Annotated in this window: 21 protein-coding genes and 2 pseudogenes; 19 read left to right on the top strand and 4 right to left on the bottom strand. The window is 53.9% G+C overall.

What is annotated here, in order from left to right; all coding sequences use genetic code 11:
- Window positions 1–87 precede the first annotated feature (87 nt).
- From ACLBWT_RS06070 to ACLBWT_RS05980, 19 genes and pseudogenes are all read left to right on the top strand, one after another.
- Window positions 88–1,569 (top strand): glycoside hydrolase family 32 protein, encoded by a 1,482-nt coding sequence (locus ACLBWT_RS06070; RefSeq protein WP_447662135.1) that lies wholly within the window; start codon window positions 88–90, stop codon window positions 1,567–1,569.
- A gap of 77 nt (window positions 1,570–1,646) precedes the next feature.
- Window positions 1,647–3,905: a GH32 C-terminal domain-containing protein gene (locus ACLBWT_RS06065; protein ID WP_447662134.1), complete on the top strand. Its 2,259-nt coding sequence runs from the start codon at window positions 1,647–1,649 to the stop codon at window positions 3,903–3,905.
- A 17-nt stretch (window positions 3,906–3,922) separates the two neighbouring features.
- Window positions 3,923–4,816, top strand: a complete 894-nt coding sequence (locus tag ACLBWT_RS06060; RefSeq protein WP_447662133.1) for an ROK family protein — start codon at window positions 3,923–3,925, stop codon at window positions 4,814–4,816.
- 426 nt (window positions 4,817–5,242) lie between these two features.
- Window positions 5,243–6,457 carry a GTP-binding protein gene (locus ACLBWT_RS06055; protein WP_447662132.1) on the top strand — a complete coding sequence of 405 codons (1,215 nt, stop codon included), beginning with the start codon at window positions 5,243–5,245 and terminating at the stop codon, window positions 6,455–6,457.
- A 25-nt stretch (window positions 6,458–6,482) separates the two neighbouring features.
- Window positions 6,483–7,340 carry an AAA family ATPase gene (locus tag ACLBWT_RS06050; protein WP_447662131.1) on the top strand — a complete coding sequence of 286 codons (858 nt, stop codon included), beginning with the start codon at window positions 6,483–6,485 and terminating at the stop codon, window positions 7,338–7,340.
- A 119-nt stretch (window positions 7,341–7,459) separates the two neighbouring features.
- Complete coding sequence (rpsN, locus tag ACLBWT_RS06045; protein ID WP_447662130.1) at window positions 7,460–7,729, top strand: 30S ribosomal protein S14; 270 nt, start codon at window positions 7,460–7,462, stop codon at window positions 7,727–7,729.
- 9 nt (window positions 7,730–7,738) lie between these two features.
- A complete protein-coding gene (locus ACLBWT_RS06040) occupies window positions 7,739–8,083 on the top strand; it encodes a DUF3024 domain-containing protein (RefSeq protein WP_447662129.1) in 345 nt (114 codons plus the stop codon).
- Window positions 8,084–8,187: 104 nt separating this feature from the next.
- Window positions 8,188–8,337 (top strand): 50S ribosomal protein L33, encoded by a 150-nt coding sequence (gene rpmG, locus ACLBWT_RS06035; protein ID WP_447662128.1) that lies wholly within the window; start codon window positions 8,188–8,190, stop codon window positions 8,335–8,337.
- 197 nt (window positions 8,338–8,534) lie between these two features.
- Window positions 8,535–9,842: a glycosyl hydrolase family 18 protein gene (locus tag ACLBWT_RS06030; protein ID WP_447662127.1), complete on the top strand. Its 1,308-nt coding sequence runs from the start codon at window positions 8,535–8,537 to the stop codon at window positions 9,840–9,842.
- Window positions 9,843–10,035: 193 nt separating this feature from the next.
- Window positions 10,036–10,134: pseudogene (locus ACLBWT_RS06025) on the top strand (TetR family transcriptional regulator); the annotation flags it as partial.
- A 183-nt stretch (window positions 10,135–10,317) separates the two neighbouring features.
- Complete coding sequence (locus ACLBWT_RS06020; RefSeq protein WP_447662126.1) at window positions 10,318–11,463, top strand: YhcN/YlaJ family sporulation lipoprotein; 1,146 nt, start codon at window positions 10,318–10,320, stop codon at window positions 11,461–11,463.
- A gap of 153 nt (window positions 11,464–11,616) precedes the next feature.
- Window positions 11,617–13,230, top strand: a complete 1,614-nt coding sequence (locus tag ACLBWT_RS06015) for a response regulator (RefSeq protein WP_447662125.1) — start codon at window positions 11,617–11,619, stop codon at window positions 13,228–13,230.
- An 11-nt stretch (window positions 13,231–13,241) separates the two neighbouring features.
- Window positions 13,242–14,993: a cache domain-containing sensor histidine kinase gene (locus ACLBWT_RS06010; protein ID WP_447662124.1), complete on the top strand. Its 1,752-nt coding sequence runs from the start codon at window positions 13,242–13,244 to the stop codon at window positions 14,991–14,993.
- A gap of 13 nt (window positions 14,994–15,006) precedes the next feature.
- On the top strand, window positions 15,007–15,972 hold the full coding sequence (locus ACLBWT_RS06005; protein ID WP_447662123.1) for a substrate-binding domain-containing protein: 966 nt from the start codon (window positions 15,007–15,009) through the stop codon (window positions 15,970–15,972).
- A 27-nt stretch (window positions 15,973–15,999) separates the two neighbouring features.
- A complete protein-coding gene (locus ACLBWT_RS06000; protein ID WP_447662122.1) occupies window positions 16,000–17,289 on the top strand; it encodes an ABC transporter substrate-binding protein in 1,290 nt (429 codons plus the stop codon).
- A 300-nt stretch (window positions 17,290–17,589) separates the two neighbouring features.
- Window positions 17,590–18,987, top strand: a complete 1,398-nt coding sequence (locus ACLBWT_RS05995; RefSeq protein ID WP_447662121.1) for an ABC transporter substrate-binding protein — start codon at window positions 17,590–17,592, stop codon at window positions 18,985–18,987.
- A gap of 290 nt (window positions 18,988–19,277) precedes the next feature.
- On the top strand, window positions 19,278–20,180 hold the full coding sequence (locus ACLBWT_RS05990; RefSeq protein WP_447662120.1) for a carbohydrate ABC transporter permease: 903 nt from the start codon (window positions 19,278–19,280) through the stop codon (window positions 20,178–20,180).
- Window positions 20,181–20,210: 30 nt separating this feature from the next.
- A complete protein-coding gene (locus tag ACLBWT_RS05985) occupies window positions 20,211–21,056 on the top strand; it encodes a carbohydrate ABC transporter permease (RefSeq protein WP_447662119.1) in 846 nt (281 codons plus the stop codon).
- Between the two features lie 232 nt (window positions 21,057–21,288).
- Window positions 21,289–21,483, top strand: a complete 195-nt coding sequence (locus ACLBWT_RS05980; protein WP_447662118.1) for a hypothetical protein — start codon at window positions 21,289–21,291, stop codon at window positions 21,481–21,483.
- Window positions 21,484–21,705: 222 nt separating this feature from the next.
- Here ACLBWT_RS05980 and ACLBWT_RS05975 read toward each other — a convergent pair.
- The 4 genes and pseudogenes from ACLBWT_RS05975 to ACLBWT_RS05960 all read right to left on the bottom strand — a co-directional run.
- Window positions 21,706–21,798, bottom strand: a pseudogene (locus ACLBWT_RS05975) (LuxR C-terminal-related transcriptional regulator); the annotation flags it as partial.
- 255 nt (window positions 21,799–22,053) lie between these two features.
- Window positions 22,054–22,581 carry a hypothetical protein gene (locus ACLBWT_RS05970; protein ID WP_447662117.1) on the bottom strand — a complete coding sequence of 176 codons (528 nt, stop codon included), beginning with the start codon at window positions 22,579–22,581 and terminating at the stop codon, window positions 22,054–22,056.
- Between the two features lie 17 nt (window positions 22,582–22,598).
- Window positions 22,599–23,135: a hypothetical protein gene (locus tag ACLBWT_RS05965; RefSeq protein WP_447662116.1), complete on the bottom strand. Its 537-nt coding sequence runs from the start codon at window positions 23,133–23,135 to the stop codon at window positions 22,599–22,601.
- Between the two features lie 1,154 nt (window positions 23,136–24,289).
- A complete protein-coding gene (locus ACLBWT_RS05960) occupies window positions 24,290–24,514 on the bottom strand; it encodes a helix-turn-helix domain-containing protein (RefSeq protein ID WP_049869505.1) in 225 nt (74 codons plus the stop codon).
- Window positions 24,515–24,757: the final 243 nt, after the last annotated feature.

Here is a 24,757-nt window from a genome sequence, read left to right as displayed (position 1 = left end):
CGGAGCGGAACGATTCGTTCCGGCTTCAACTGCTTTTATAGAGAAAAAGAGCCTATGGATGGGCTGGAGAAAGGTGTTGCATGAACGGTGACAAATGCAAGATATGAAGAGAAGTTTCGTCCGCAGTTTCATTTTACACCGGAAGCCAACTGGATGAACGATCCGAACGGAATGGTGTACTTCGAAGGGGAGTACCACTTGTTCTATCAATACTACCCGGGCGGCACGACCTGGGGGCCGATGCATTGGGGGCATGCCGTAAGCCCGGATATGGTGCATTGGGAGCATCTTCCGATCGCTCTGGAACCGGATGAGAACGGGTTCATTTTCTCCGGGAGCGCGGTCGTGGACTGGCAGGACAGCAGCGGCTTGTTCTCCGGAGGAGCGGGCCTGGTAGCCGTCTTTACGCATCATGATACGGATCCGCGGACGAATGCAGCCCGTCAGCGCCAAAGCATTGCCTACAGCCTGGACAAGGGGCGGACCTGGATCAAATATGCGGGAAATCCTGTCCTGACAGAAGAAGGGATTCTGGATTTCCGCGATCCAAAAGTATTTTGGCATGCCGACTCGGAGCGATGGGTGATGGTTCTTGCTGCCGGGGACCACATCCGCTTCTATGCTTCTCCCGATTTGAAAGCATGGTCCTTCACCAGTGAATTCGGTCTGCGGGAAGGCTCGCATGAAGGCGTATGGGAATGTCCCGATCTATTCGAGCTCCCTATCGACGGGGATCCAGGAAAGAAGAAATGGGTCCTGATCGTCAGCATCGGCGATCACCCGGATTCGCCGGAAGGGTCGCGAACGCAGTATTTTGTCGGCGAATTCGACGGACGCTTTTTTGTGAACGACCATTGTCCCGAAACGGTGCTCTGGGTTGATCATGGGCGTGACAACTATGCGGGCGTAACCTGGTCCGATATCCCTGATGAGGACGGCAGAAGAATCTATATAGGCTGGATGAGCAACTGGAAATATGCCAACGTCACGCCGACCGCTTCCTGGAGAAGCGCCATGACGATTCCCCGCGTGCTGTCGCTGGCCCGCGATGCGGAGGGTGTGAGACTTCGGCAGAACGCTGTGCAGGAGCTGCAGAAGCTCCGCTTGGATCCGCATCGATGGGAAGAGCTGCCGATTACTCCTGCCGAGCCTTTCGATGTTGGAATCGGCGGGGATCAGCTCGAGATTTCCATGGAAATCGAGCTCGGCGAGGCTAGTCTTGTCGGATTGAAGCTGAGGACCTCAGCCGGCGAAGAGACGATCATAGGATATGATTCGCAGAATGCCTGCTTGTTTGTGGATCGTTCGGCATCGGGAATCATCGATTTCCATCCACAGTTTGCATGCAGGCATGAAGCCGGTCTGCAGCTGGATAAGGGAGTGATCCGGCTTGATTTGTATCTGGATCGATCCTCGGTGGAGGTATTCGCTGACGGAGGCAAAGTCGCGATGACGGATTTGATCTTCCCGGACCCGGGAAGCAACGGATTTCAAGTGTTCTCCGAGGGAGGAGCGGCGAAGATCGTTTCCCTGAACTTATACTCGCTGAATTCCATTTATTCGGCGTGAAGCAGATGAACCGAAAAGCAAAGGCTGCAGGGCTGGTTGTTCTATTCATAGTACTCGGACTGGGAGGCTTGCTGATCATGAATTCATTTCCTGCAAGCGGCGATCAAGGATTGATTGCCTACTGGCCGCTGGATGAAAGCGCCGGGAAAACGGCCGCAGACCACATCGCCATGTCGGATGATCGGGTTGACTACGTTTTCAATGAGGCTAAGTTCACTATGCCGCATGACCCTCAGTGGAGAAGAGGGATAAAGGGAGGAGCGCTGCTGTTCGACGGTTACTCCACATGGGTGACGGGCCAAGCCGATCGTATCGCGCAGCCGGCCGACGCCCTGACCATTACGGCATGGGTTGCCCCGCGCTCCTATGAGTGGGGGGACGAGCAGAGGCTCTCGGCAATCGTGAACCGTCACGACAGGGAGAAAAAGGAAGGTTTCATTCTGGGCATGTACCGGCATGGATCGTGGTCGCTGCAGCTTGGCGCGGGCGGCGTATGGGAAGAGGTCTGGGCCCATGATGCTCCTCTGGCGAAGGATCGGTGGTCCTTCATCTCGGCCACCTATGATAAAAGCCAGGGCATCATGAAGCTTTATCTAAACGGGAAGGAAGCTGTGTCCAGGACCACGGAGAACAAGGCGGCCATTGCTCCCGCCGATGCTGAGCTGCTCATAGGAAAAAACAATCAGGCCGCCTTGCTGGCGGGCGTGTTTTCCCTGAATATGTTCAACGGCTTGATGGACGAGGTCAGGCTGTACGATCGGGCGTTAGAGGCGGACGAAATTGCCCAGGCGTATAAAGATGATCTGGAGCCTTACGGAGGGAAGGCGCCAGCCATCTCCTACGATGATATCAAGCTGGACAGAAGCCTGCTTGCAGCCGACAGGCATCGCCCGCAGTACCATGTCAGTCCTCCCGCTCATTGGATGAACGAGCCTCATGCACCAATTTATTTCAACAACCAGTATCATTTGTTCTATCAGCACAATCCCCAAGGTCCCTATTGGCATCAAATTCATTGGGGCCATTGGGTCAGCGACGATATGGTTCATTGGAGGGATCTGCCGGTAGCGCTGGCTCCGGAGAAAAACGCCGTCGATCCGGATGGCGTATGGTCTGGAAGCGCGGCTTACGATGAGAACGGCATTCCGGCCTTGTTCTTCACGGCAGGAGACGACCGCGCGAATCCGAATCAAAGAGTAGGACTGGCGCGAAGCACCTTTGCGCAGGATGGCGTCAATGATCTTGTTCGCTGGATCAAGAATCCGGAGCCTCTGATCACGCAGAAGGAAGGCATAGGCAAATTCGGAGATTTCCGAGATCCGTTCGTGTGGAAGGACGGGGACATGTGGTATTTGCTGATCGGCTCCGGCATCGATGGCGGGGGCGGTACGGCGCTCGCCTATCAATCCAAGGATATGATGGATTGGGAGTACAAAGGGTCTTTGTTTTCCGCGGATATCAGAACATACCCTTATCTAGGCCCTGTATGGGAGCTTCCTGTCCTCTTGCCGCTTGGACAGGACAAGAATGGCAAGGAGAAGCATCTGTTTCTCATCAGTCCTGTCGGACCTGGCGCGGATGTGGAAGTATTCTACTGGATCGGTTCCTATGACAAGAGCAGGATGACCTTTGTTCCCGATCAAGAAGAGCCGCAGCTGATCGACGTGGGCGACTTCCATTTTACCGGACCGAGCGGCATGGTGGATCCGAAGACAGGCAGGAAGATCATCTTTACGATTGCACAAGGCGAGAGGACGCCTCAGCTGGACTACAACGCGGGCTGGGCGCATAATGGCGGGCTGCCGCTGAGCGTATATCTGCGGGAAGACGGGCGTCTGGGAATCGAGCCGATCAAGGAGCTTCAATCTCTCCGCGGGAACAAGCTGGCGTCCTTGCAGAACAAATCGCTGGATGAAGCGAATGCTCTGCTGCAGGACGTAAAGGGCGACATGCTGGAAATCCAGGTTGAACTTCAAGCGGAGGAAGCTGATCAAGTCGGCATTAAAGTGCGCCGTTCCCCGAACGGGGAGGAAGAGACGCTTCTTTACTACGACATGGAAGATTCGATGCTGAAGGTGAACCGGATGAAAACGACGCTCGATCGTTTCGAAAGAAGCAAGGGGATTCAGGGCGGCAAGCTGGAGCTTGACGGAGATTCTTTAGAGCTGCACATTTACTTGGACCGCTCCATGATCGAAGCCTATGCGAACGGATTGAAAAGCTTGACCACCAGAGCTTATCCCAGCCGCGAGGATGCTTTAGGACTGCAGGTTTGGGGAAATGGAACGCTGAGCGTCAAGTCTATGGAAGTATGGGAAATGAAATCAGCTTGGTGATGGTCGGAGGGATGAACATGTTGATTGGAGCTATCGAGGCAGGCGGCACCAAGTTTGTTTGCGGCATAGGGAATGAATCGGGCGTCATCGAGGAGCGGGTGAGCTTTCCGACGGAGCGCCCGGAGACGACAATAGGGAACGCGATCGATTACTTCAAGGACAAAAACGTGGAAGCCATCGGGGTCGGCTCCTTCGGACCTCTCAACATCGATCCGGGCAGCCCGCTGTATGGCCATGTAACGACTACGCCGAAGCCGGGATGGGAAAACTATCCCTTTCTAGGGTCGCTTGAGAAGCATTTTGATCTTCCCTTCGGCTGGGATACGGATGTGAATGCCGCCGCTTACGGCGAGGCCATGTGGGGCGCTGCCCAAGGGCTCGCCAGCTGCGTCTACTATACGGTAGGGACCGGAATCGGGGTCGGCGTATACTCCGAAAAAAAGCTCATTCATGGACTTGTCCATCCCGAAGGAGGACATGTGCTCACAAGACGCCACCCCTCAGACGAGTTTGCTGGAACTTGTCCTTATCATGGAGACTGTCTGGAAGGCATGGCGGCAGGACCGGCGATTGAACGAAGATGGAAGACCAAGGGCAGCGAGCTGCCGTCCGGCCACCCGGCCTGGGAAATCGAAGCTTTCTATTTAGGCCAGGCTATAAGCAACACCATTTTGATGCTGTCTCCCCAAAAGGTGATTTTAGGCGGAGGCGTGATGCATCAAAAGCAATTGTTCCCGCTCATACGCCGCGAGGTCCAAAAAAATCTTGGTCAGTATGTGAACGCCGATGAGATTGCAGGACGGATCGACCAATACATCGTGCCTCCGGGGCTGGGGGATAACGCGGGCTTGGCAGGCGCTCTCGCTTTAGGGCGAGATGCGTTTCTACAGAAGAAGCAACGCGTCTTCTGACTAATATCGGTTAGAAAGGCGAATGGCAGTTCAGGAGGATAGAATAAATACTCCCGCCCTTCCGCCATTCGAGATACGCAGTCGATCGGCCGCGTCGAAATGGCATCGAAGAAAGGTTACTCAATCGAGTAGCCTTTTTTTCTCAGGTATACAGGTAAATATAGCCAATCTATAATCTGTTACTCTGTTTTGGCATGTGGAGAAATAATTGGTATCTTAGGAGTTCAGTCAATTCCTTCATCGAGGCGCGCTGTCTCTCGCAGTCCGCAAGCGTGTTGGAGGATATTCGCCGCGCTGGAACTTGACAGGTCGATGGAGCGGAAGGTAAGATGATATTAATCGTAATAATTACTATTATAATTCGAGGGTGGAATCAGGCTCGCAGAAAGTCGAATGAAACTCATGAGCCATTAAGGAGTTGAAGGAATGCTGGATGAGATGGCGGAGAAAATTCCGGTGACCGTGCTCAGCGGTTATTTGGGCGCAGGAAAAACGACCGTGTTGAATCACGTGCTCAACAACCGGGAAGGCCTTAGGGTCGCCGTGATCGTCAACGATTTGAGCGAGGTGAACATCGACGCTGAGCTGGTCCGCGACGGCGCAGGGCTGAGCCGCACGGAAGAGAAACTCGTGGAGATGTCCAACGGCTGCATCTGCTGCACGCTGCGCGACGATCTGCTGCAGGAGGTCGAGCGTCTTGCCAGGGAGCAGAGGTTCGATTACATCTTGATCGAATCGACGGGAATCGGGGAGCCCCTTCCGGTCGCCCAAACCTTTACGTATGTCGATGAGGACCAGAATATCGACTTGTCCAAGCTCACCCGTCTGGACTGCATGGTGACGGTCGTGGACGCCTATCATTTCTGGCAGGATTTCAATACCCGGGAATCGCTGAAGGACCGCAGCCAGGAAGCGGGCGACGACGATACTCGGGGAGTGGTCCACCTGCTGACCGACCAGATCGAATTTTGCGATGTCCTGATTCTGAACAAATGCGAAATGGTCGGCGCGGAGGAGCTCGACAAGCTGGAAACGGCACTGCGGGGCTTGCAGCCTGCAGCCAAAATCATTCGGACGAGTTATGGAAACGTAGATCCGAAGGCCATCCTGAACACGCATCTATTTGACTTCGACAAAGCCAGCCAATCGGCGGGCTGGATCCAGGAGCTGCTGAAGGAGGAGCATACGCCGGAGACGGAGGAGTATGGAATCGGCTCGTTCGTCTACACCCGGAAAATCCCCTTCCATCCGGAGCGGCTGCTTCAGCAGCTCGCCAGCTGGCCTCAGGAAGTGATCCGCTCCAAAGGCGTCATGTGGATCGCCACCCGCAACCATACCGCTGTATCCTTCAGCCAAGCCGGCGTATCCCGGCAGCTGTCCCCTGCGGGGCTGTGGGTAGCCGCGTTGTCGGAGGAAGAGAGGTTCGCCTATTTCGGCAGCGATTTCCCCAAATCGCCGGATTGGGATGAGCAATGGGGAGACCGGGTAACCAAGCTCGTGTTCATCGGCATTGGCCTCGACAAAGAGAAGATCTGCGGCTCCTTGGACCGGGCGCTTCTCACGGAAGAAGAAATGCAAAGCGTCTGGCGTCATTTCAAGGACCCTTTGCCGTCATTCCAAGCCGAATCAAGCAGAGCCTAATCTTTCAGTCAGAGGAGTTCATTTCATGAGCAAGTCAGCCGCAGCGAGCAGGCTTCCCCGTTCCAAGGGGACAGACATCGCTTCCTATTATTCACCGAAGGATTGCGCCCGCAAAGTCAGGCGCATCGTGCTACAGTCCGAAAACAACCGCATTGTGGAGGAATTCATCCGGATCCTGGACATGAAGGAGAAATTCGAGGAGCATGACGTGCCTATTCCCAACAAGATCGTCATGTTCGGCCCGCCGGGAACAGGCAAGACGCTGACCGCCTTCTACATGGCGCAAAGGTTGAACGTCCCCCTGCTTCTGGTCCGGCTGGATTCCGTCATCCACAGCCATCTGGGCGAGACGGCGACGAATATCCGGAAACTATTCGATCATGCGCGATCCAGCCCATGCGTGCTGTTTCTCGATGAGTTCGATGCCATAGCCCGGACCCGCGAAAACAATGATGAAGTGAAAGAGATGACCCGTGTCGTCAACACTCTCCTCCAGTGCCTGGACGAGTTCGACGGAAGCAGCGTCTTCATGGCGGCCACCAATCTGGAGAAGGATCTGGACCACGCCATCTGGCGCCGTTTCGATACGAAGATGAGGTACGACAACCCGAACCGAGCTTCGCGGGAGGCGTATTTGACCCAACTGATGGGCATGTTCGACGGCGGCGAAGAGCTGCTGGAGCCAGCCTCGCGATTGCTGGAAGGATGCAGCTTTGCCGATATGGAACAAATCGTGCTCAAAGCCAAGCGCAAGGCGATCATTGAGGAGGCATCGATCTCCCTGCCGATGCTTGAGGATTCCTATGCGGAATATAAGCCGAGGCTGCTTGAGCAGCAAGAAGCAGGACAGGAGCATTCGCTTCGGGCAGGGGGATGGAAATGAAGGGTTCGATTGCTGGATGGGAGAACATGCCGCCTTCGTTGGGAACATGATCGTCTTTTCTTCGAGAGGACCGTCTGGTATGCTGAATAAGTAAAATTTACGATTAAAGGAGAATGATCATGGCAAAGAAATCCAAGGTCGTAAAAGAGCTCAAGCGACAGGCTTTGGTTGCAAAATATGCCGATCTTCGAAAAAAGCTGAAAGAAGAGGGCAATTACGAAGCTTTGGCGAAGCTGCCGCGCGATTCTTCTCCTACTCGGCTGCATAACCGCTGCGCCATGACCGGCAGGCCGCATGCCTACCTAAGAAAGTTCAAAGTATCCCGAATCGCCTTCAGGGAGCTGGCTTACAAGGGACATATTCCGGGCGTCAAAAAGGCAAGCTGGTAAGTTTGCGCCATGGCGGCCATTGAACGGGATGAATTCAGCCGTTATCGGATCGGCAAGCTGCTGGACGGATACATCCAGCTCAAAGTTCCCGGCAGCATGCGCCGCGACATCCGGCTGGCCTATTGCTGGGAAGAGAACGGTCTTACGCTCAGCGAGCTGAGGCCGGCCCTCCCTGAATCGGGATGGCATAGCAAGGACATCGTGCATTTTCGGCTGAAGAACGGCAAATGGGCGGTTTGCATGAAAAGAAAAGGAGCATGGAGCGAAGTCCCGATGATTCCTCTTCATGGCGATTTTGAACATCAGCTGGAACAAGTGGAGCTCGATCGGCATGGCTTGTTTTGGGGAGAATGATGGCGGTCGGTTCATTTCGAACGACTTCTAGTAGTAAAAATTACTTATATTCAAGCAAGCATTGAACACATTCAGAATCGTAAAACTCAAGGAGGAAGAAGGATATGAGAGTCACGGTTACGCTTGCCTGCACGGAATCCGGGGACCGCAATTACACGACGACCAAAAACAAAAGGAATAACCCGGAACGGATCGAGCTCCTCAAATATTGTCCTCGTCTGAAGAAGGTGACGCTTCATCGGGAGACCCGGTAAGGAATCAGACGAACGAGCTGGCCGGCTGCAGTGGCCTGTCAGGGCATGTTGGTGAAAGCAAAGACTTTCCCTTTCTTGAATCGAGAGGGGAAGTCTTTTTGTATGATAGGGCTCCTTCTTGTACTTCTAGGGTCATGAGAGCCCAGACATGTTCATAGAATGGAAGAAAGGATCAGAGAGTAAGAGAGGGATGCAGGATGGACCACCGCCATGTGGCGAAGCGCAGGCTGAGCCGTCTATTTCTCGTTTATTTCATCCTTTCTTCCACATGCACCATCAACTTGTTCCACCTTTTTGCCCTGCCGGTCATATCGTTCCACCAAATGCCGGCCTTGCATGGGAAGAGCCAGGCGGCCGAACGGGCGCTTGCCGGCAGTCGGACAAGCCTTGCGGCAGCTGGCGGCGGAAGAGAGCTTCCATCCCAGATGCCTGTGCCTGCTTCCCTTGCGAACGGCGATGATATCTTTCCTGTCGGCCCGCTTGCCGGAAGCGCGGGTGGTCTTGCGGATGACACGGTCCCCAACATTCAAGCGTTCAGCTCCGGGAACGTCAAAGTCAATATGACTTGGGAAGCCGTCTACGGCAAATCTCCCGATCCGGAGCAGCTTCCGGAATTGGACGGGGTCAATGTGGTGAGTCCGACCTGGTTCGAGATCGTCAACGGAACCGGAGATATAAGCAGCAAAGGAGATCTCGACTACGTCAAATGGGCCGAGGAGCGCAACCTCCAGATCTGGGCGATGTTCAGCAACGGATTCGAGCCGAATCGGACGTCGATAGCGTTGTCGACGAAAAAGTCGCGGGAACATATGATCGAGCAGCTGCTTCAATACGCGGAAACGTACCGCCTGCAAGGAATCAACTTCGACTTTGAAAACGTGAAAACGGAAGATGGAGGAAACTACGTCCAGTTCATCAAGGAAGCGGCGCCGCATCTTCACGAACGCAACCTCATCGTCTCTGTCGATGTCACCCCGAAGTCTGACAGCGAATACTGGTCCTTGTTCCTCGACCGGCCGGCTTTGATTCCTCATGTCGATTTCATGATGCTGATGGCCTATGACGAGCACTGGGCTTCCAGCCCGAAATCCGGTTCGGTCGCCTCCCTGCCCTGGGTGAGGCGATCGGTCGAACGGCTGCTGGACGAAGATGGCATTCCGCCGTCTAAAATCGTTCTCAGCATGCCACTATATACTCGAATCTGGACGGAGACGCCGAAGAGCTCGGGAGGGAGCAAGGTCACATCCAAAGCGCTCGGCATGAAAAAGGCAGCCGAGCTGCTGGCCTCTCGCAAGCTGAATCCATCGTATGACCGAAAAACCGGACAGAATTACGTGGAGTATCGGGAAGACGGGCAATTGAAACGGATCTGGCTGGAAGACAGCACTTCCATCAAAGCAAGAGTAGCGATAGCAAAAGAATACGGGCTGGCAGGCGTTGCTACCTGGAGCCGCTCGTTCATGGACAGCGGAATATGGAATGTGATCAAGAAGGAACTGGAATGACTTTTCAAAAAAGATGCGGAAACGGTTGAAGGAGCTTGAATAGGGACATGTTGCCCGGTCGACTAAATGAATCCACCGCACGCGGATAATAGCGATTCTATTCGGCGGCATGCTGAGCGGGGCTGACCGTTGTCTAGATCCTAACGCGAAAAAAAGCGATTCGCAGGCCAGCAACGAGCGGCGCAGGCGCTTCATGGAAATCGCCCTGAGACGGTTCGCCAAGGACGGTTACCATGTCACGATAATCTCGGATATCGTTGCCGAAGCCGGCGTGGCGCAAGACACCTTCTATTCGCCGGGAGCTTGAGGCTTTTTTGCATGCCTGAGCTCGGCCTGAGCGGGCCAGGATGCGAAGCCCGCATCCGCCAGGGATGGGAACCATTGAGCGGGATAGCCTCGCCTTGTCGGGAGAAGCTAATCTAGCCGCACCTGAACAAGGCTGCGGACACCATTGGACTATACTGGAGGAAACCGAATGAAAAAGCCCTGGAAAGTGCTTGCTGCCGGTATCGTGATCAGTACGGCTTTGGCGGGATGCGGAACGCACCATGGTGAACTCGGCAACAAAAACATCCGCAACAATGCGGCCGGCAACTACAATCTGCTAAGCAAGCGCTTTGCCGATGACGGCATGAACGAAATGAACCGCATGAAGGGCAATCAGCAAAACGGAAACAACATCGTCGGCAATCATCAAAATTATCATTTATCCACAGACAAGAAGCTGTCGGATGAGCTGAACAAAATGCCGGGCGTGCGGACGGCCCATGTATTCACGACGGACAAGAATGCTTATGTCGCCGTCGGGCTTGACGGGCACAGCGTGACCGGCTTGACCTCGACGGGCCGTACGGCCCAAGGCTACAGCGACGGCAAAGGCTACAGCGACGGCAAAGGCATGGCCGGCGGGATGGAACGGATGGGAGCCGATATCGGAAAAGGCGTCGGCAGCCTCGCGAACGACGTCGGCATGGGGGCCCGTACGCTGACGAACGACGTCGGCATGGGAGCCCGTACGCTGACGAACGACGTCGGCATGGGAGCCCGTACGCTGACGAACGACGTCGGCATGGGAGTTCGTACGCTGGCGAACGACGTCGGCATGGGAGTTCGTACGCTGACGAACGACGTCAAGCGCGGCGCCAGGGATTTGACCGGCGGCGTCATCGGCCAGTCCAATTACGGCACGTTCATGGACCGCCCCGGATCCAACGGGTACAGCTCGTATACGAACGGCTACAACGCCTACGGCACAGGAACTTCCACGAACAACTGCGGCCATATGATGAATGGCCTGTCCGACAACAACAACCGGTACATGGATCGGGAGCTGACGAGCGAATTCAAGGCGAAGGTAGCCGATATCGTTCATAAGAACCATCCTGGAATCCAGAACGTATACGTATCTGCGAATCCGGATTTCTTCAGCCGAATGCAAGGTTACGCCAACGATGTGAAGCAAGGCCATCCGATCAAGGGCTTCGTGGCTGAGTTCAATGCCATGGTGGAGCGGATCTTCCCGGCTGGATCGGCCAGCAATTCCTCCTACAAGGGCATGAGCACGAACACGAACATGAATAATGGAACGCGCGGAAGCAAAAACGAGCATTTGTTCCAGTAAAGGTTCCGAGGCCGCCGCAAGGCGGCCTTTTTAATGGGCCTCGCACGAGCCGATCGGACCGGGCTGCATTCCTTATAATTGACAAATTCTGCTGCGGTCATCACTATGAAGGTACATACTACCCATTTTCAGGCAGTGCTGCAGGAGGCGTCCATGTACAAGGTCATGCTGGTGGATGACGAAGCCGTCGTCCGGGAAGGCTTAAGGAACATCATTGATTGGCCCCGCCATGGGTTCGAGCTGGCGGGCGATTTCACCAACGGCCGCGACGCGCTTGAAGCGATCGAGACGCTGAGGCCGGATCTGGTGCTGACGGATATCAACATGCCGTTCATGAACGGCCTTGAGCTGAGCGAGCAGATCCTGCAGCGTTATCCCTATATCAAGATCATTATCCTTACCGGATACGACCAGTTCGAATACGCGCAGCAGGCTCTGCGCCTCAAGGTACACGACTTCATCCTCAAGCCTATCACGGCAAGCGAGACGAGGGCGCTGCTGGACAAGGTCCATGCGGAGATGGAAGAGGAGAAGCGCAGAGGCGAGGATGTCGGCAGGCTGTACAGCCAGCTCAACCAGAGCCTGCCGCTGCTGCGCGAGCGGTTCCTGGAGCGGCTTGCCGCGACGGGGGCGGGAGCGCGGAACATGGCCGAGCGCCTGGCCTACTTCGGCATACCGGATCTCAAGCCTCCCTATCTGGTCACCTTGTACGACTACGATGGAGCTCCGAGGCATTCCGATGCTTCCGAGCAGGATGTGGAGCTGCTTCATTTCGCCGGCTTCAACATCATCGAAGAAATCATCTGCAGGGAGGGCGGCGTCGTCTTCCGGACTCGCGAGGACCGCATCGCCGCCCTGATCGGAGGCCAGCCGGAAAGCCTGCTGCATGAGCTGGCGCTGCGGACTGCCGAGGAGGCGCGCCATCATATCGAGCGGTATTTGGGCTATACGGTCACGGCTGCCATCGGGCGAGCCGCCGCAGAGCCGCATGATCTTCCCGATTCGTACAAAAGCGCCTCGGCCGCGCTCGATTACCGTTTTCAATACGGCAAAAACCGAGTGCTCAGCATTCTTGACCTGGAAGGCAAGGAGACGGCGCCGGCTTCGGTCAGCCTCGAATGGAGCCGCTTGCTTGCCGGGACGATCCGCACCGGCTCCGCGGCCGAAATCCGCAGCCTCATCGGGCCGTTCATCGCGGGACTGAAAGAATCCCATGCGCCGCTTGACGTATGCTACCTGCAGATCCAGAAGGTCATCGTGCTGCTCATGAACACGATGCAGGAGATGGGCATCGACGAGACGCGCATCGTCAGCAGGCATCGGATGCTGTTCTCGGAGCTGTACAGGCTCGGCACCTTGGACGAGGTCGGACAATGGCTCGAGGAAATCGCGGTCGGAGCGATCGAGACCGTGTCCGACAACCGTAGCCAGACGATGCGCAACCAGATCGGACAGGCTATCGCCTATATCGAGGAGCATTACGCGGACGAGCGCATCACGCTCCAGGATATATGCCGGCATGTTCTGATGAGCACGAGCTATTTCAGCACGGTGTTCAAGCAGCAGACGGGCGAAACGTTCGTGGAATACCTGACCCGGATCCGCATCGGCAAGGCCAAGGAGCTTGTATGCAACACGCCTCTCAAGCTGTATGAAATCGCTGCCAAGGTCGGATACGCCGATCCGAACTACTTCAGCATTTCCTTCAAGAAGCATACCGGGCTCACGCCGCGCGAATACCGGGAGAAATCCAGGGAGCAGCCATGAGAGGCAGGGGCTTGCTGGATTATTATCCCAAGACGATCCATGCCGCCATCTCGACGGCATTCTCCCTGCTTATCCTGGCCGCCATCGCCGTCACCAGCCTGATCAGCTACAACGTCTCGGAGGATGCGGTCATCAGCAATTCGGAAGCCTACATGGGAGAGATCATTACCCAGGTCAACAACAATATCCAGTCCTACATCGACAATATGGAGAATATCTCCCTCATTATCTTCACCAACAAGGACGTCAAGTATTATATTTCGAGCAATCCGTTCATCAGCCGCGAAGAGGTGCGCTCCTATCAGAAGAACATCTCGGACCTGTTCCAGTCCCTGCTGTACACCCGCAAGGATATCGCATCGATCATGGTATTCGGGTACAACGGCAGAGTGGTGTCCGATCGGAGGCTGACCCAGCTCAATCCGAACGTGCCGCCCCAAGACCAGGACTGGTACAAGCAGGCGGTAAAAGAAGGCGGGAGGTCCGTCATTTCTCCGCCCCATGTCCAAAATGTCCTGCAAGGAGAGTACAGCTGGGTCGTCTCCTTGAGCCGGGAGCTCAAAAGCATCAACGGCATGACAGGCCAGGGCGTCGCCCTGGTCGATCTCAAGCTGAACGTCATCAACGACATCTGCCGCAACGTCAAGCTTGGCCAGCGCGGCTACGTCTTCATCGTCGACGACAGCGGGAACATCGTCTATCATCCGCAGCAGCAGCTCATCTACAGCAAGCTTCGCACGGAGCAGATCGGCCGCGTCATGGCATCACAGCAAGGAAGCTTCGTGGACGAGGACAGCGGCCGCATCTATACGATTCACGATACGAGCTTCGGCTGGAAGATCGTAGGCGTCGCCTACCAGGACGAGCTGATCTCGAATCCGTCCGCGATGCGGAATTCATTCCTGCTGTGGGCGGCCGCCGGCCTTGCCGTCACCCTCATCATTTCCTTCATCATCTCCCATCGGATCACCCGCCCGATCCGTCGGCTGCAAGCCGTCATGAGGCAGGTGGAGCGGGGAGACTTCGACGTGCGGGCGGAGGTCGGGCAAGCGGGCGAGGTCGGCCAGCTCGGGCGCGCCTTCAACATGATGGTCGGACAGACCCGCAGGCTGCTGGACGAGAGGGTCCAGACCGAGAAGATCAAGCGGCGGACGGAGCTCAGGCTTCTTCAGTCCCAGATCAATCCCCATTTCCTGTACAACACGCTGGACTCGATCATCTGGATGGCCGAGCAGCGGAAGAACGAGGAAGTGGTCTTGATGACATCGGCTCTGGCCAAGCTGTTCCGGGCAAGCATCGCCAAGGACGACGAGCTGGTCCCGATCCGGGTGGAGGTGGAGCATATCGACAGCTATCTCCAGATCCAGAAGATGCGCTACCGCGACAAGCTCGATTATGTCATCGACGTCCCGAGAGAGCTATATGCCTTCAAAACGCCGAGAATCCTGCTGCAGCCGTTCGTGGAGAACGCGATCTATCATGGGATCAAGAATTTGCCGGAGGGAGGCATGATCTCCATCTCTGCCCGGCTAGCGGACAACGGCATCGAATTCCGGGTGGCCGACAACGGCCAGGGCATGTCCGAGGAGACGATCAAGCTGATCATGGGAGCTGTCCGCAGGGATTCGGACCGCGATCACATCGGGGTGAGCAACGTCAACGAACGGATCGAGCTTGCCTTCGGCTCCGCCTATGGCGTTGCCATCGAGAGCGAGCCGGGCGAAGGCACGACCGTCGCAATCAAGATTCCGCAAGTACGCTGAGGAGGGCACCATCATGAGAACGAAACGGCTGTGGCTGCCGCTTCTGCTGCTCGGATTCGTCGTTCTGGTCGTCTGGACTGGACTCGGCCGGGGCGAGGCGTCTCCGCAGGACAACGTGATCGCATTCATCATGAAAACGACCGACGCCAACTCCCATTATTGGCAGACAGTGCGCTCGGGAGCTCTGGCTGCAGCCAAGGAGCTGGAGGTTACGCTGGAGCTGTCCGGACCTCTGCGCAGCATCGGCTCCGACGAGCAGGCTCAGCTGCTGGAGAAAGCGATCGCGCAGCGGCCGCGGGCTATCGTGCTCGCTCCGATCGACGAGGATGTGCTGGCGCCGCAGCTGGAGGAGATCTCCCGTCTGGGCATCAGGCTCATCATCATGGATACGCCTCTCCTGCGGCACAAAGCGGACAGCTATGTATCCAGCGACCATGTAGAAGAGGGCCGGGAAGCGGCGGGCATCCTCGCTCCCGGACGCAAAACAAGGCCGGTCTACGCTTTTTTGACCAGCGACGAGAAGTCTCCGGTCGCCATGCAGCGCAGAAACGGGGTTCTGGAAGCTCTTCCGGCCGGCTCGGCCTACAACCTCGGCATGATCAATGTCGGCAAATCCGAGGAACAGGCGTACCGGACCGTAAAGTCGCTGACGGCCGCCTATCCGGGGATGAACGGCATCATCGCGCTGACCGACATCGGCGTGACAGGCGCGGCCAAGGCATTGAAGGAAACCGGTCTCAGCGGCAGCGTCAAGCTCATCGGGTTCGACAGCTCCGTTCCCGAGATCCAGCTGCTCGAGCAGGGGGCCATGCATGCCTTGATCGTACAAAATCCATTCAACATGGGATTTCTCAGCGTGCAGGCGGCTCTTGATTCTTCCAGCGGAAGCGCGGCGGTCGACATCCCTTCCGCCACGATTACCCGAGCCAACATGTATGCGCCGGAGAACCAGAAGCTGTTGTTTCCCTTCGTCTATTAAGAATAGTCCGAAATGAGTTGAACCGAGATGAAGAAGCTCCATTGGCGCCGCAGCTGCTTCCGGGCAGCCGCGGCCTGCGTGGCCTCCGCGCTGCTTGTGACTTCCGGCTGCTCCGGAAAGCAGAATGCGTCCGAGGTGAAGGAGCCTGAAGGGAAGAGGGCTCTGATCAAATTCGTCACCTCCGAATACAGCACGACGACCAAGCCGATTCTCGACGGCATCGTCAGCCGCTTCGAATCGGAGCATCCGGATATCGACGTCGAGCTCCAGGTCGTCAATTGGGACATCCTGGACGGGGTCTACACGAATATGCTTGCCCAGAACGAGCCTCCGGATCTGCTGAATACGAATTTCTACTCGCACTTCGCCAAGCGGGGATTGCTGAACGACATGGCCGACATCCTGCCTGAATCCTTCCGGTCGAATCTGTATCCCTTCCTTCTGGAGAAGGACCGCTACAACGGCGTTCAATACGCGATTCCTTATGTCGCTTCCGTGAGGAGCCTTTACTACAACAAGGCTTTGTTCTCGCAGGCCGGCATAGCGGGGCCGCCGCTTACCTGGGAGCAGCTTGCGGATGACGCCCGGAAGATCCGCCAATTTACTCCGGCTAGAGGATTCGGCATCGATATGACCGACAACGAGATCCATGCCAACCTGTCCTATTTCTTCATAGGCGCAGGAGGCGGCTGGCTGAAGGACGGCAAGTGGGCGATCAATCAGCCGGCCAACGTGGAAGGGCTGGAATTCCTGAAGAAGATCTACGACGAAGGATTGACGGACGAGGAGCCGACGGTGACTACCCGGGACGAGAAGCAGCGCATTCTCGGGGACGACGGACTTGCCATGATGATATCGGGCAACTACTTCAGCTCCGTAGTGCCCAAGGAATTCCCCGGATTCAAGTGGGGATCGGGTCCGATTCCGGTCAAGGAGGGACAGCCTCCGATGACCTTCGGCGTCCATGACGTTCTTATCTCCTTCAAGACCGCCCATACGGACAAGCAGGCGCTCTCACAATTCATCCAATTCCTCTACAGCGACGAGCAGTACGTCAGCATGGTGGAGCAGGAAGGCTTCGTGCCGGTCACCCGTTCGGCCGGCGATGCGATGTCGGCAGCCGATGCCGCCATGGGAGCGGATCTGCATGCTCTGGCCAGCGCGCAGTTCATTCCGATCGAAAAGCCGGCATGGGCGAGGGTGATGGATACGGCGCGCAAGCTCGGCAGCGCCGTCCTGTCGGGCCGTTATACGCCCAAAGCCGCTCTCGACGAGCTGCAGAGAGTCGCGCTGGAAGCGGATCAAGAAACCGGGTAGCAATTCGGCCAAGAATCAATCAAGCTCCAATCAAGCGTGGAATCAAGCCCCGATCAAGCTCCAATCAAGCGTGGAATCAAGCCCCTTAAAAGGGGCTTTTTTTCGTTTTCAGAATCAATATTCATTTTTCCATCAAAATTTTGAATGAAAAAATCATAGAATACTAATGGATTTACGGAAGATATTCAATGGAGAGGAAGCCCTGTTCCCGTTAGTATACAGATAAGCATCTGATGCAATGGAAGGAAGCGGCAAGGTCCGGGTGCGGGGAACGTTCCAATTTGGGAGGGGTTATGCTAGATGACTATCACGGTAAAGAAAACAGCGGCAACCGCAATGGCAGTCGCGATGTCCCTGGCCGTACTGGCCGGCTGCGGCAGCAACAGCAACAACGGCAACACGGCGTCAAGCGCTTCTCCTGAGCCGACGGCAAGCGCGCAGGCCGACAATTCGGCCACGAATGCAGCGGGCAACACGGGCGGCGATGCCCCCGCGACGACCGGTCTGAAGGGCACGTTCGAGATCCAGTACTTCGTCGGCGGTTACGGCGACAAGTGGTGGAAGCAAGTCATCGCCGATTTCCAGAAAGCGAATCCGGACCTGAAAATCGTCGAAGACGCAGGCCCGCAAATCAATACGCAGAACAAACCGAAATGGATTGCGGGCACGCCTCCGGACTTCGTCTACATCGACGGACCCGAGCTCAACGACCGCCAGCTGGCGGAAGACGGGCAGCTCGAGGATCTCACCGACTGGATCAAGGACGCCACAAACGTCGACGGCGTCAAAATCCTCGACCTGCTGGCGCAGCAGCCTCCTGCCTACGGCGGCAAGACGTACAACATTCCGCTCGTCCTGAACTCGTGGGGCGTGTTCTACAACAAAGCCCTGTTCGAGAAGAACAGCTGGACGGAGCCTACGGACTGGGATTCCTTCATCGCCACCTCCGAGAAGATCAAGGCTGCCGGCACGACGCCGTTCATCCATACGGGCAAATACCCTTACTATATCAACGGCGCCATCCTGTACCCGGCCATCGTATCGGCGAACAACGACGACTACAAGCTGCTCCAGGACATGGGCGACAGCAATGTCGAAGCGTTCAAGAGCCCGGCCGTCCTGGAAGCCCTGAACAAAATCGTCGAGCTGCGCGACAAGGGCTTCATCGACAAGACGTCCATCTCCATCAACCATACGGATTCGCAAATGCTGTTCCTGCAGAACAAGGACGCCTTCATTCCGAACGGCCTCTGGCTGCCCAACGAAATGTCCAAGGACGTTCCGGCCGACTTCAAATTCGGCTTCATTCCTTCCGTAACGCAAAAAGCCGGCGGAAAAGTCGTGGCCAACACGTCCACATCCACCGTCGCCATCTCGAAAAACGGCAAAAACAAGGAAGCGGCGAAAGCGTTCCTGCAGTTCATCTTCTCGCAATCCCAAGCTTCCAAGTTCGCCGAGCTGAGCGGCGCTCCTTCCAACATCAAGGGCGACATCAGCTCTTCCAACGCTCCTGACTTCGTCAAGCAAGCGGCTGCCTACCTGACGAGCGACAACACCGTCGTCGTGCCGACAGTCACGTTCAACGCAGACGTCGACAAGGCGATGCAGGATGCGACCGACGCCCTGACGATCGGCAAGATCGATCCTCAAGGCTGGGTCGACCGCGTTGTGAAAGTCGTGGAAAAAGTAAAAAAATAAACCGAGCATAGCAAGGACGAATTTGCCCGAGCTTGCGGAATGATCGTGAAGAAACGATAGTGTTCGCCTTTGAAGACGGGTTTCCTTCCAATGAATCTAATTCAGGGAAACCCGGCTTCAACAGCGATCGGAACGATTATCCGCCGGCAGAGGCGACATTCCTTCGTCCATCATCCGCCTGCGGCGACATTCGGCTTCATCGAATTCGGTTACAAGGCAAGTCAGATTGAGGACCATCCTCGGGACAGCTGTCTCGGGGATGCTCCGATTTAAGGGGCGGTGAGTTCGAGATGAATATCGGAAAAGCCAAGCTGCAGAGAAACCTCTTTATCGCGGCGTTCATCATCCCGACATTTCTGTTTTTCTGCGTGTTTACGATTTATCCGCTGATCCAGGCGCTCTACAATTCTTTCTTCGACTGGTCCGGAATGTCGCAGCACAAGGATTACGTCGGGCTGCAAAATTTCAAAGACATTTTCGACGATCCCATCATGCTGACGGCGATCGGCAACGACTATTTCCTTGTCATCGGCAAAATAATCGGCATCATGGCGATCGCAACCTTCTTCGCCGTGGCGCTGACCCGCCTGCGCCTGAAGGGAAGCGCCTTTTTCCGCTCCATCTTCTTCATTCCGAACGTGTTGTCCGCCGTCGTCGTCGGCATTCTGTGGAACTTCATCTACAATCCTCAAATCGGCTTTTTGAACGGCTTCCTGTCCCTGTTCACCAGCAGCAAGGTGGAGATCAACTGGCTCGGCTTCGAAAGCCACACGATCTGGATGCTGCTGCCGCCTGCCGTCTGGGCGGGCATCGGGTTCTACATGATCCTGCTGATTGCCGCGATCACGAGCATTCCGGCTTCTCTGTACGAGGCTGCTGATATAGAAGGTGCCGGGCAGTGGCATCAGTTCCGGCATATTACGCTCCCCCTCATCTGGGAGCAGATGAAAATCTCGGTCATCAACATCATGATGACGACGCTCAACGGCTCCTTCGTCATCGTGACGATCATGACGGCCGGCGGTCCCGATAACTCGACCCAGGTCATGGGCTCCTACTTGTATCAGCAGGCATTCAAGCAGGCCCATTTCGGATACGGCGCCGCGATCGGCACGGTCATCCTCATCACGTCGCTCATCACGACCCTTCTCCTGCAATGGCTTCTGCGCAAGGAACAGGTGGAAGTCAGCTAGCATCAGATCATATGGAAGGAGAGGGACTACATGCTGCAAAGAACCGTTCATCCGGTGTTCAAATCGATCTTCTATGCTTTCCTCGTCCTGTGGGGAATATCGGTCATCTATCCGCTGTTCTGGACCTTCACCGACTCCCTGAAGAACAACCAGCAGTTCTACTTCAACATGCCTTGGTCTCTGCCGAAGTTCCCGCTGCTGTGGTCGAACTTCGAATATGTATGGACCAACTACAGCTTCGGCAAGTACTTCATCAACTCCATCGCCGTCACGGCGGGATCGACCGTGCTCGGACTCGTTCTTGCGGCCATGACGGCGTACACGCTGGCCCGCTACAAGTTCTTCGGAAGCAAAGTGCTGTATACCGTCTATATCTCTTCCATGATGGTGCCGTTCGCGCTTGCGTTGATTCCGCTGTTCTTCCTCGTGAACGATCTCGGCCTCGCCAACAACCGTCTCGGGCTGATTCTCGTCTACGCGTCCAATACGCTCGCCTTCGGCATCTTCGTCCTGATCGGCTTCTTCCGGACGCTCCCCAAGGAGCTGGAGGAGGCAGGCGCCATCGACGGAGCCGGTTATTTCGGTACGTTCTTCCGCATCATGCTGCCGTTGTCGCGATCGGGCATCATCAGTGTCGGCATCATCAACGTGCTTGAGATTTGGAACGAGTATATCGTCGGCACGATCCTCGTCATCGATCCGACGAAGTACACGCTGCCGATCGGCCTCGCCGCCATGCAGGTCGAAATGCAGTACAAAACCGAATGGGGTCCATTGTTCGCGGGGCTGCTGTTCACGATTGTGCCCGTCCTAGTCGTGTATATCCTTGCGCAGCGCCATATCGTCTCAGGACTGGTAGCGGGCGCGGTGAAATAAAGCTTCATTAAAGAAGGGGAAGTCGTTGAAGGACGGAAAGGCTTCAAAGAACGGAAAGACCTTGAATCATGCTGCATTCGGCCTAAGCGCCGGGGCGGATGGTTCAAGGTCGTTTTCTTTGTTTCTCTCTGCCGGTTTTTATATGGTAGATTAATTGACATAGACGGAAGGGTGGACTATAATGAACTATATCGTGTAAGGTAAATTCACATAACCGATGGGAGGGTTCCTTATGCTGGATCTGCTGATTCGCCGATTCAACCATCCCGATTTTCCTACACCGATGGACATGGGACTGTTGAATGGAAAAATCGTTTATTTGCATCCTTCGGACGGAAGTCCGCCGGAAGCAGCCAAGACGATCATGAAGGACGCCAGCTTCATTCCTCCCGCCCGGTTTCATTCCGGCATCGCCGCCACATCCTAGTTGCCCCCGACCGAAAGGTCTTCTTGCGGCAGTTCCGCATTCCTGCGGAGCTGCCGCCTTTTTTTTGCTGATCGCGTACCCGAGGGATTTGAAGGGCGGCATGCCAGACAAACAACGAAGCAACGGGGTTATTCCTGAACTCAAAAAACCTTCCCATGCCGAATGCAAAAACGCTTTCGGCATGGGAAGGTTCGTCAAGAGAGCTCTCCGGCCTGACGAAGGTCAGATCGTAAGTTCCCCAAGCTTGATCAACTCGACAACCGCTTGCGAACGGCCTTTCACGTTCAACTTCTGCATCACGTTGGAAATATGGTTTCAATATCTGCTCTTCTGTAAAAACAATGCGTTTTAACTCTCCCATTCCCGACTCGCTCCTCATCTCTTCCTTCGATTAAAACACAAATGACCCACAAGAGGTCACTTTTTTCAAAGTGTCCTTCTTGTGGGTAACAGTTCACCGGTACGGTACTGGGGCGCTTTTTACAGAAACTGTATTCGTATTGCAGGGTTCTCTGATTAGGGGGGCTTTTGGTTTATTCACTCTTCTGTTTAATCTACATAAGATATTTATTATATTAATGATTCAGCAATTGCTTCCAAATCTTTTTGGCTATAGTGTGGTTTATCTAGCCCAGGAGATGCTGCGAGAGTATAGGAAAGTCCATCTTGTTTCCAATAAAGAAACTGTAATTTTCCGTTATCCATGAATTGAGAGTCTTTATCCTTAATCTTAGACCTCTTCAATTCAAACTTTGTTGATTGAGGTATAATATCTGCTTCTGTGCTGGTTAGAGTGATATAGCTGTCAGGATCTTTACCGAGATAAGTAATTTCCATTTTATCAAAGTCAGCAATCTTAGTAACAGTTGCATAAGATCCATTTACTTCAAAAGGGAATTTTTGTGGTTTCTTAACTTTAAATTTCACCTTTTTTTCTCCTTCAGAAACTGTGCTGGAGATAAATTCATTGGCATTTGTGAAATTACTTTCAGCAGATGCCACATTAGCATTAGGGTGCATTTCACTATAAGCCCACGAGGAACTAAAACCGATAGTTGCAGTTAAAGCGAGTCCCAAAATAAAAGTTTTTTTTCTCATCTTCATGCCCCTCCTTTTTAATTTACCGAATGTTGGCTGGCTTGTGTATAAGTTCTGCAAAATATAGCTGTTGCTCCGGAGCATACAATAGAGGGAGAATTTGCCATATCCATTTGAGAAACTGGTTGTTGGTAAGATGCTGGGTAATAGCCTGTACTTTTATTAATTGAAATGCGAATAAGTGAATAATCAGCCATATGATAACCATTGTAATCGTTATAAGTGTAAAACTTTTGATTTTTGTTGTCTGAAAGCGTATAACTTTTGTAAACTGAGTCACCTCGCGTTACATTTGGAGACAACTCAACGTGGTTAAACTTGATAGTGTAGGCGTCGGGAGCTTCAATATAGTCGTCCATTTTATTGCTAAAATTAGCAAGTGAATCCGATTTTGAAAGTGTATTAATGCAATGAAAGAAACTGCCTTTCGTGACCGAACAAAACTTATCGGAATCACTTGCATGTGCTGTAAAAACACCGATTGAGGAGGAAACTAATAATACTGATGCATAAATAAGCGCTTTCTTTGGAAACATCATATCAACTCCATTCATTTGTTTGATATAATCATATCGGTATATTTTTTTTATCGAAAGGTACTAAGGTCCCAAAACTGATATATTTTAACATTTAAAGGAGGATTTATTTATGATTTTTATAGTATTGATTGTAGTTTTGACGCCTATTTTTTATTCTATTAACATGCGATTTAAGAAAATGGAAAAAGAAATAGAATTTTTAAAAAGCAAAATATAATTTATTTTATTTATTTTAGGTAATATTGACTATTAAATTATAATTACACAGTGATTTAAGCCTAGAATGAGGAGGTGAAAAATTCCGGGGAAGGATCAAATGGAGAATGAAATCCCAGCGCCCTTATTTGTTGCTTTGAAATTTCTTCTACCCTCTAAACCTCATGGAAAAATTGCTAAAATATTGCAATCGCACTGAAAACAATTTGCTCCTGACCATGGTTTATTGGTACTAGTTGAATATTGAGAGAGACACCGACGGAGCGTGAACGCTCTATCCTTTAGCCGGCCCAGTGGTCGGCTTTTTACATGCGGCGCAAAGCTCTCCTTGGTTTTAGCTGCTTCAAGCACTTGTTGGTCTGACCATTAGGCGTGATGTTATCTGAGACGCTTAAAATGAAAATAGATTTGCAGAATTCGTCCCATTCCTTGGAAGCGTACGGGGTAAGAACGTCTGTTAGAGGTTTTTCTCGGGGTCTTCTTTTTATCAAAGGAACCATGAACATGGAGGGTGGCTTCGGAAGGAAATTCAGATTCAGGGATTGTGAGGACCAAGTCCAGATTGAGTTAGGCGGGGTTATTGTCGCCGGGGTAACGAGGGACGGCCTTCAAGTCATCGAAATCCAGTTCCGCTGACAACACCATTTGCCGCTTTCACTTGCTCAACCTGAGTAGGAAATTGTCGGGGCTATGGCAAAACTAATTTTAGAGCAATTTTATGAGGTAGCCGACGAATTAACCATAAATGTGGGGCGTATATTTGGTTGCAGTCATTGAACTGAAAAAACGCAGGTGAAAATGGTTCGGCGGAAGGTTTGGATTGTACTTACCTATACCAGTGGCGCCGGCGAGCGTACTCTATCCATGATTAACTCAAAAAACCTTCCCGCCGAATGCGAAAACGCATTCGGCATGGGAAGGTTCGTCAAGAGAACTCTCCGGCCTGACGAAGGTCAGATCGTAAGTTCCCCAAGCTTGATCAATTCGACAACCGCTTGCGAACGGCCTTTCACGTTCAACTTCTGCATCACGTTGGAAATATGGTTCCTCACAGTTTTTTCGCTGATAAACAGCAGCTGCGCGATATCCCTTGTCGTCTTGTCCTGGACCAGTAGTTCGAATACTTCGCGTTCCCGGTGAGTCAGCAGAAATTTGTTTTTGTGATCGGTGCCTTTCAAAATGCCACCCCTCCTTGCTCGGGTTTTTGTGGGATATAACAAGGTTAAGGGATACAGTCAACTTATCTTATGAACAACCGCCCTGCAGGGTGCGGCTATTTGCGGAAATGGGCGCGTCAGCCGGAATACATCCCGGAAGGAGGAGACGGGCTGTGATTTCTCGCCTACCCCCGATTTTCCAAACCGCCGGCGTATGCTATGATGTTGGCTGGTGGACAAATCGCATTCTTTGAAACGGGGCTG

This window comes from Paenibacillus sp. D51F (assembly GCF_053345695.1).
The sequence above is the reverse complement of the archived record's forward strand: the minus strand, read 5'-3'. Positions and strand labels throughout refer to the sequence as shown.

Excerpts from the sequence above, each read along its gene's own strand:
- ACLBWT_RS06060 (WP_447662133.1), top strand. The coding sequence starts at position 3,923 with ATGTTGATTGGAGCTATCGAGGCAGGCGGCACCAAGTTTGTTTGCGGC.
- ACLBWT_RS06065 (WP_447662134.1), top strand. The coding sequence starts at position 1,647 with ATGAATTCATTTCCTGCAAGCGGCGATCAAGGATTGATTGCCTACTGG.
- rpmG (WP_447662128.1), top strand. The coding sequence starts at position 8,188 with ATGAGAGTCACGGTTACGCTTGCCTGCACGGAATCCGGGGACCGCAAT.
- ACLBWT_RS06005 (WP_447662123.1), top strand. The coding sequence starts at position 15,007 with ATGAGAACGAAACGGCTGTGGCTGCCGCTTCTGCTGCTCGGATTCGTC.
- ACLBWT_RS05995 (WP_447662121.1), top strand. The coding sequence starts at position 17,590 with ATGACTATCACGGTAAAGAAAACAGCGGCAACCGCAATGGCAGTCGCG.
- ACLBWT_RS06015 (WP_447662125.1), top strand. The coding sequence starts at position 11,617 with ATGTACAAGGTCATGCTGGTGGATGACGAAGCCGTCGTCCGGGAAGGC.
- ACLBWT_RS06055 (WP_447662132.1), top strand. The coding sequence starts at position 5,243 with ATGCTGGATGAGATGGCGGAGAAAATTCCGGTGACCGTGCTCAGCGGT.
- ACLBWT_RS06030 (WP_447662127.1), top strand. The coding sequence starts at position 8,535 with ATGGACCACCGCCATGTGGCGAAGCGCAGGCTGAGCCGTCTATTTCTC.
- ACLBWT_RS05980 (WP_447662118.1), top strand. The coding sequence starts at position 21,289 with ATGCTGGATCTGCTGATTCGCCGATTCAACCATCCCGATTTTCCTACA.
- ACLBWT_RS05965 (WP_447662116.1), bottom strand. The coding sequence starts at position 23,135 with ATGAATGGAGTTGATATGATGTTTCCAAAGAAAGCGCTTATTTATGCA.
- ACLBWT_RS06020 (WP_447662126.1), top strand. The coding sequence starts at position 10,318 with ATGAAAAAGCCCTGGAAAGTGCTTGCTGCCGGTATCGTGATCAGTACG.
- ACLBWT_RS05990 (WP_447662120.1), top strand. The coding sequence starts at position 19,278 with ATGAATATCGGAAAAGCCAAGCTGCAGAGAAACCTCTTTATCGCGGCG.
- ACLBWT_RS06040 (WP_447662129.1), top strand. The coding sequence starts at position 7,739 with ATGGCGGCCATTGAACGGGATGAATTCAGCCGTTATCGGATCGGCAAG.
- ACLBWT_RS05970 (WP_447662117.1), bottom strand. The coding sequence starts at position 22,581 with ATGAGAAAAAAAACTTTTATTTTGGGACTCGCTTTAACTGCAACTATC.
- rpsN (WP_447662130.1), top strand. The coding sequence starts at position 7,460 with ATGGCAAAGAAATCCAAGGTCGTAAAAGAGCTCAAGCGACAGGCTTTG.
- ACLBWT_RS06050 (WP_447662131.1), top strand. The coding sequence starts at position 6,483 with ATGAGCAAGTCAGCCGCAGCGAGCAGGCTTCCCCGTTCCAAGGGGACA.
- ACLBWT_RS06000 (WP_447662122.1), top strand. The coding sequence starts at position 16,000 with ATGAAGAAGCTCCATTGGCGCCGCAGCTGCTTCCGGGCAGCCGCGGCC.
- ACLBWT_RS05985 (WP_447662119.1), top strand. The coding sequence starts at position 20,211 with ATGCTGCAAAGAACCGTTCATCCGGTGTTCAAATCGATCTTCTATGCT.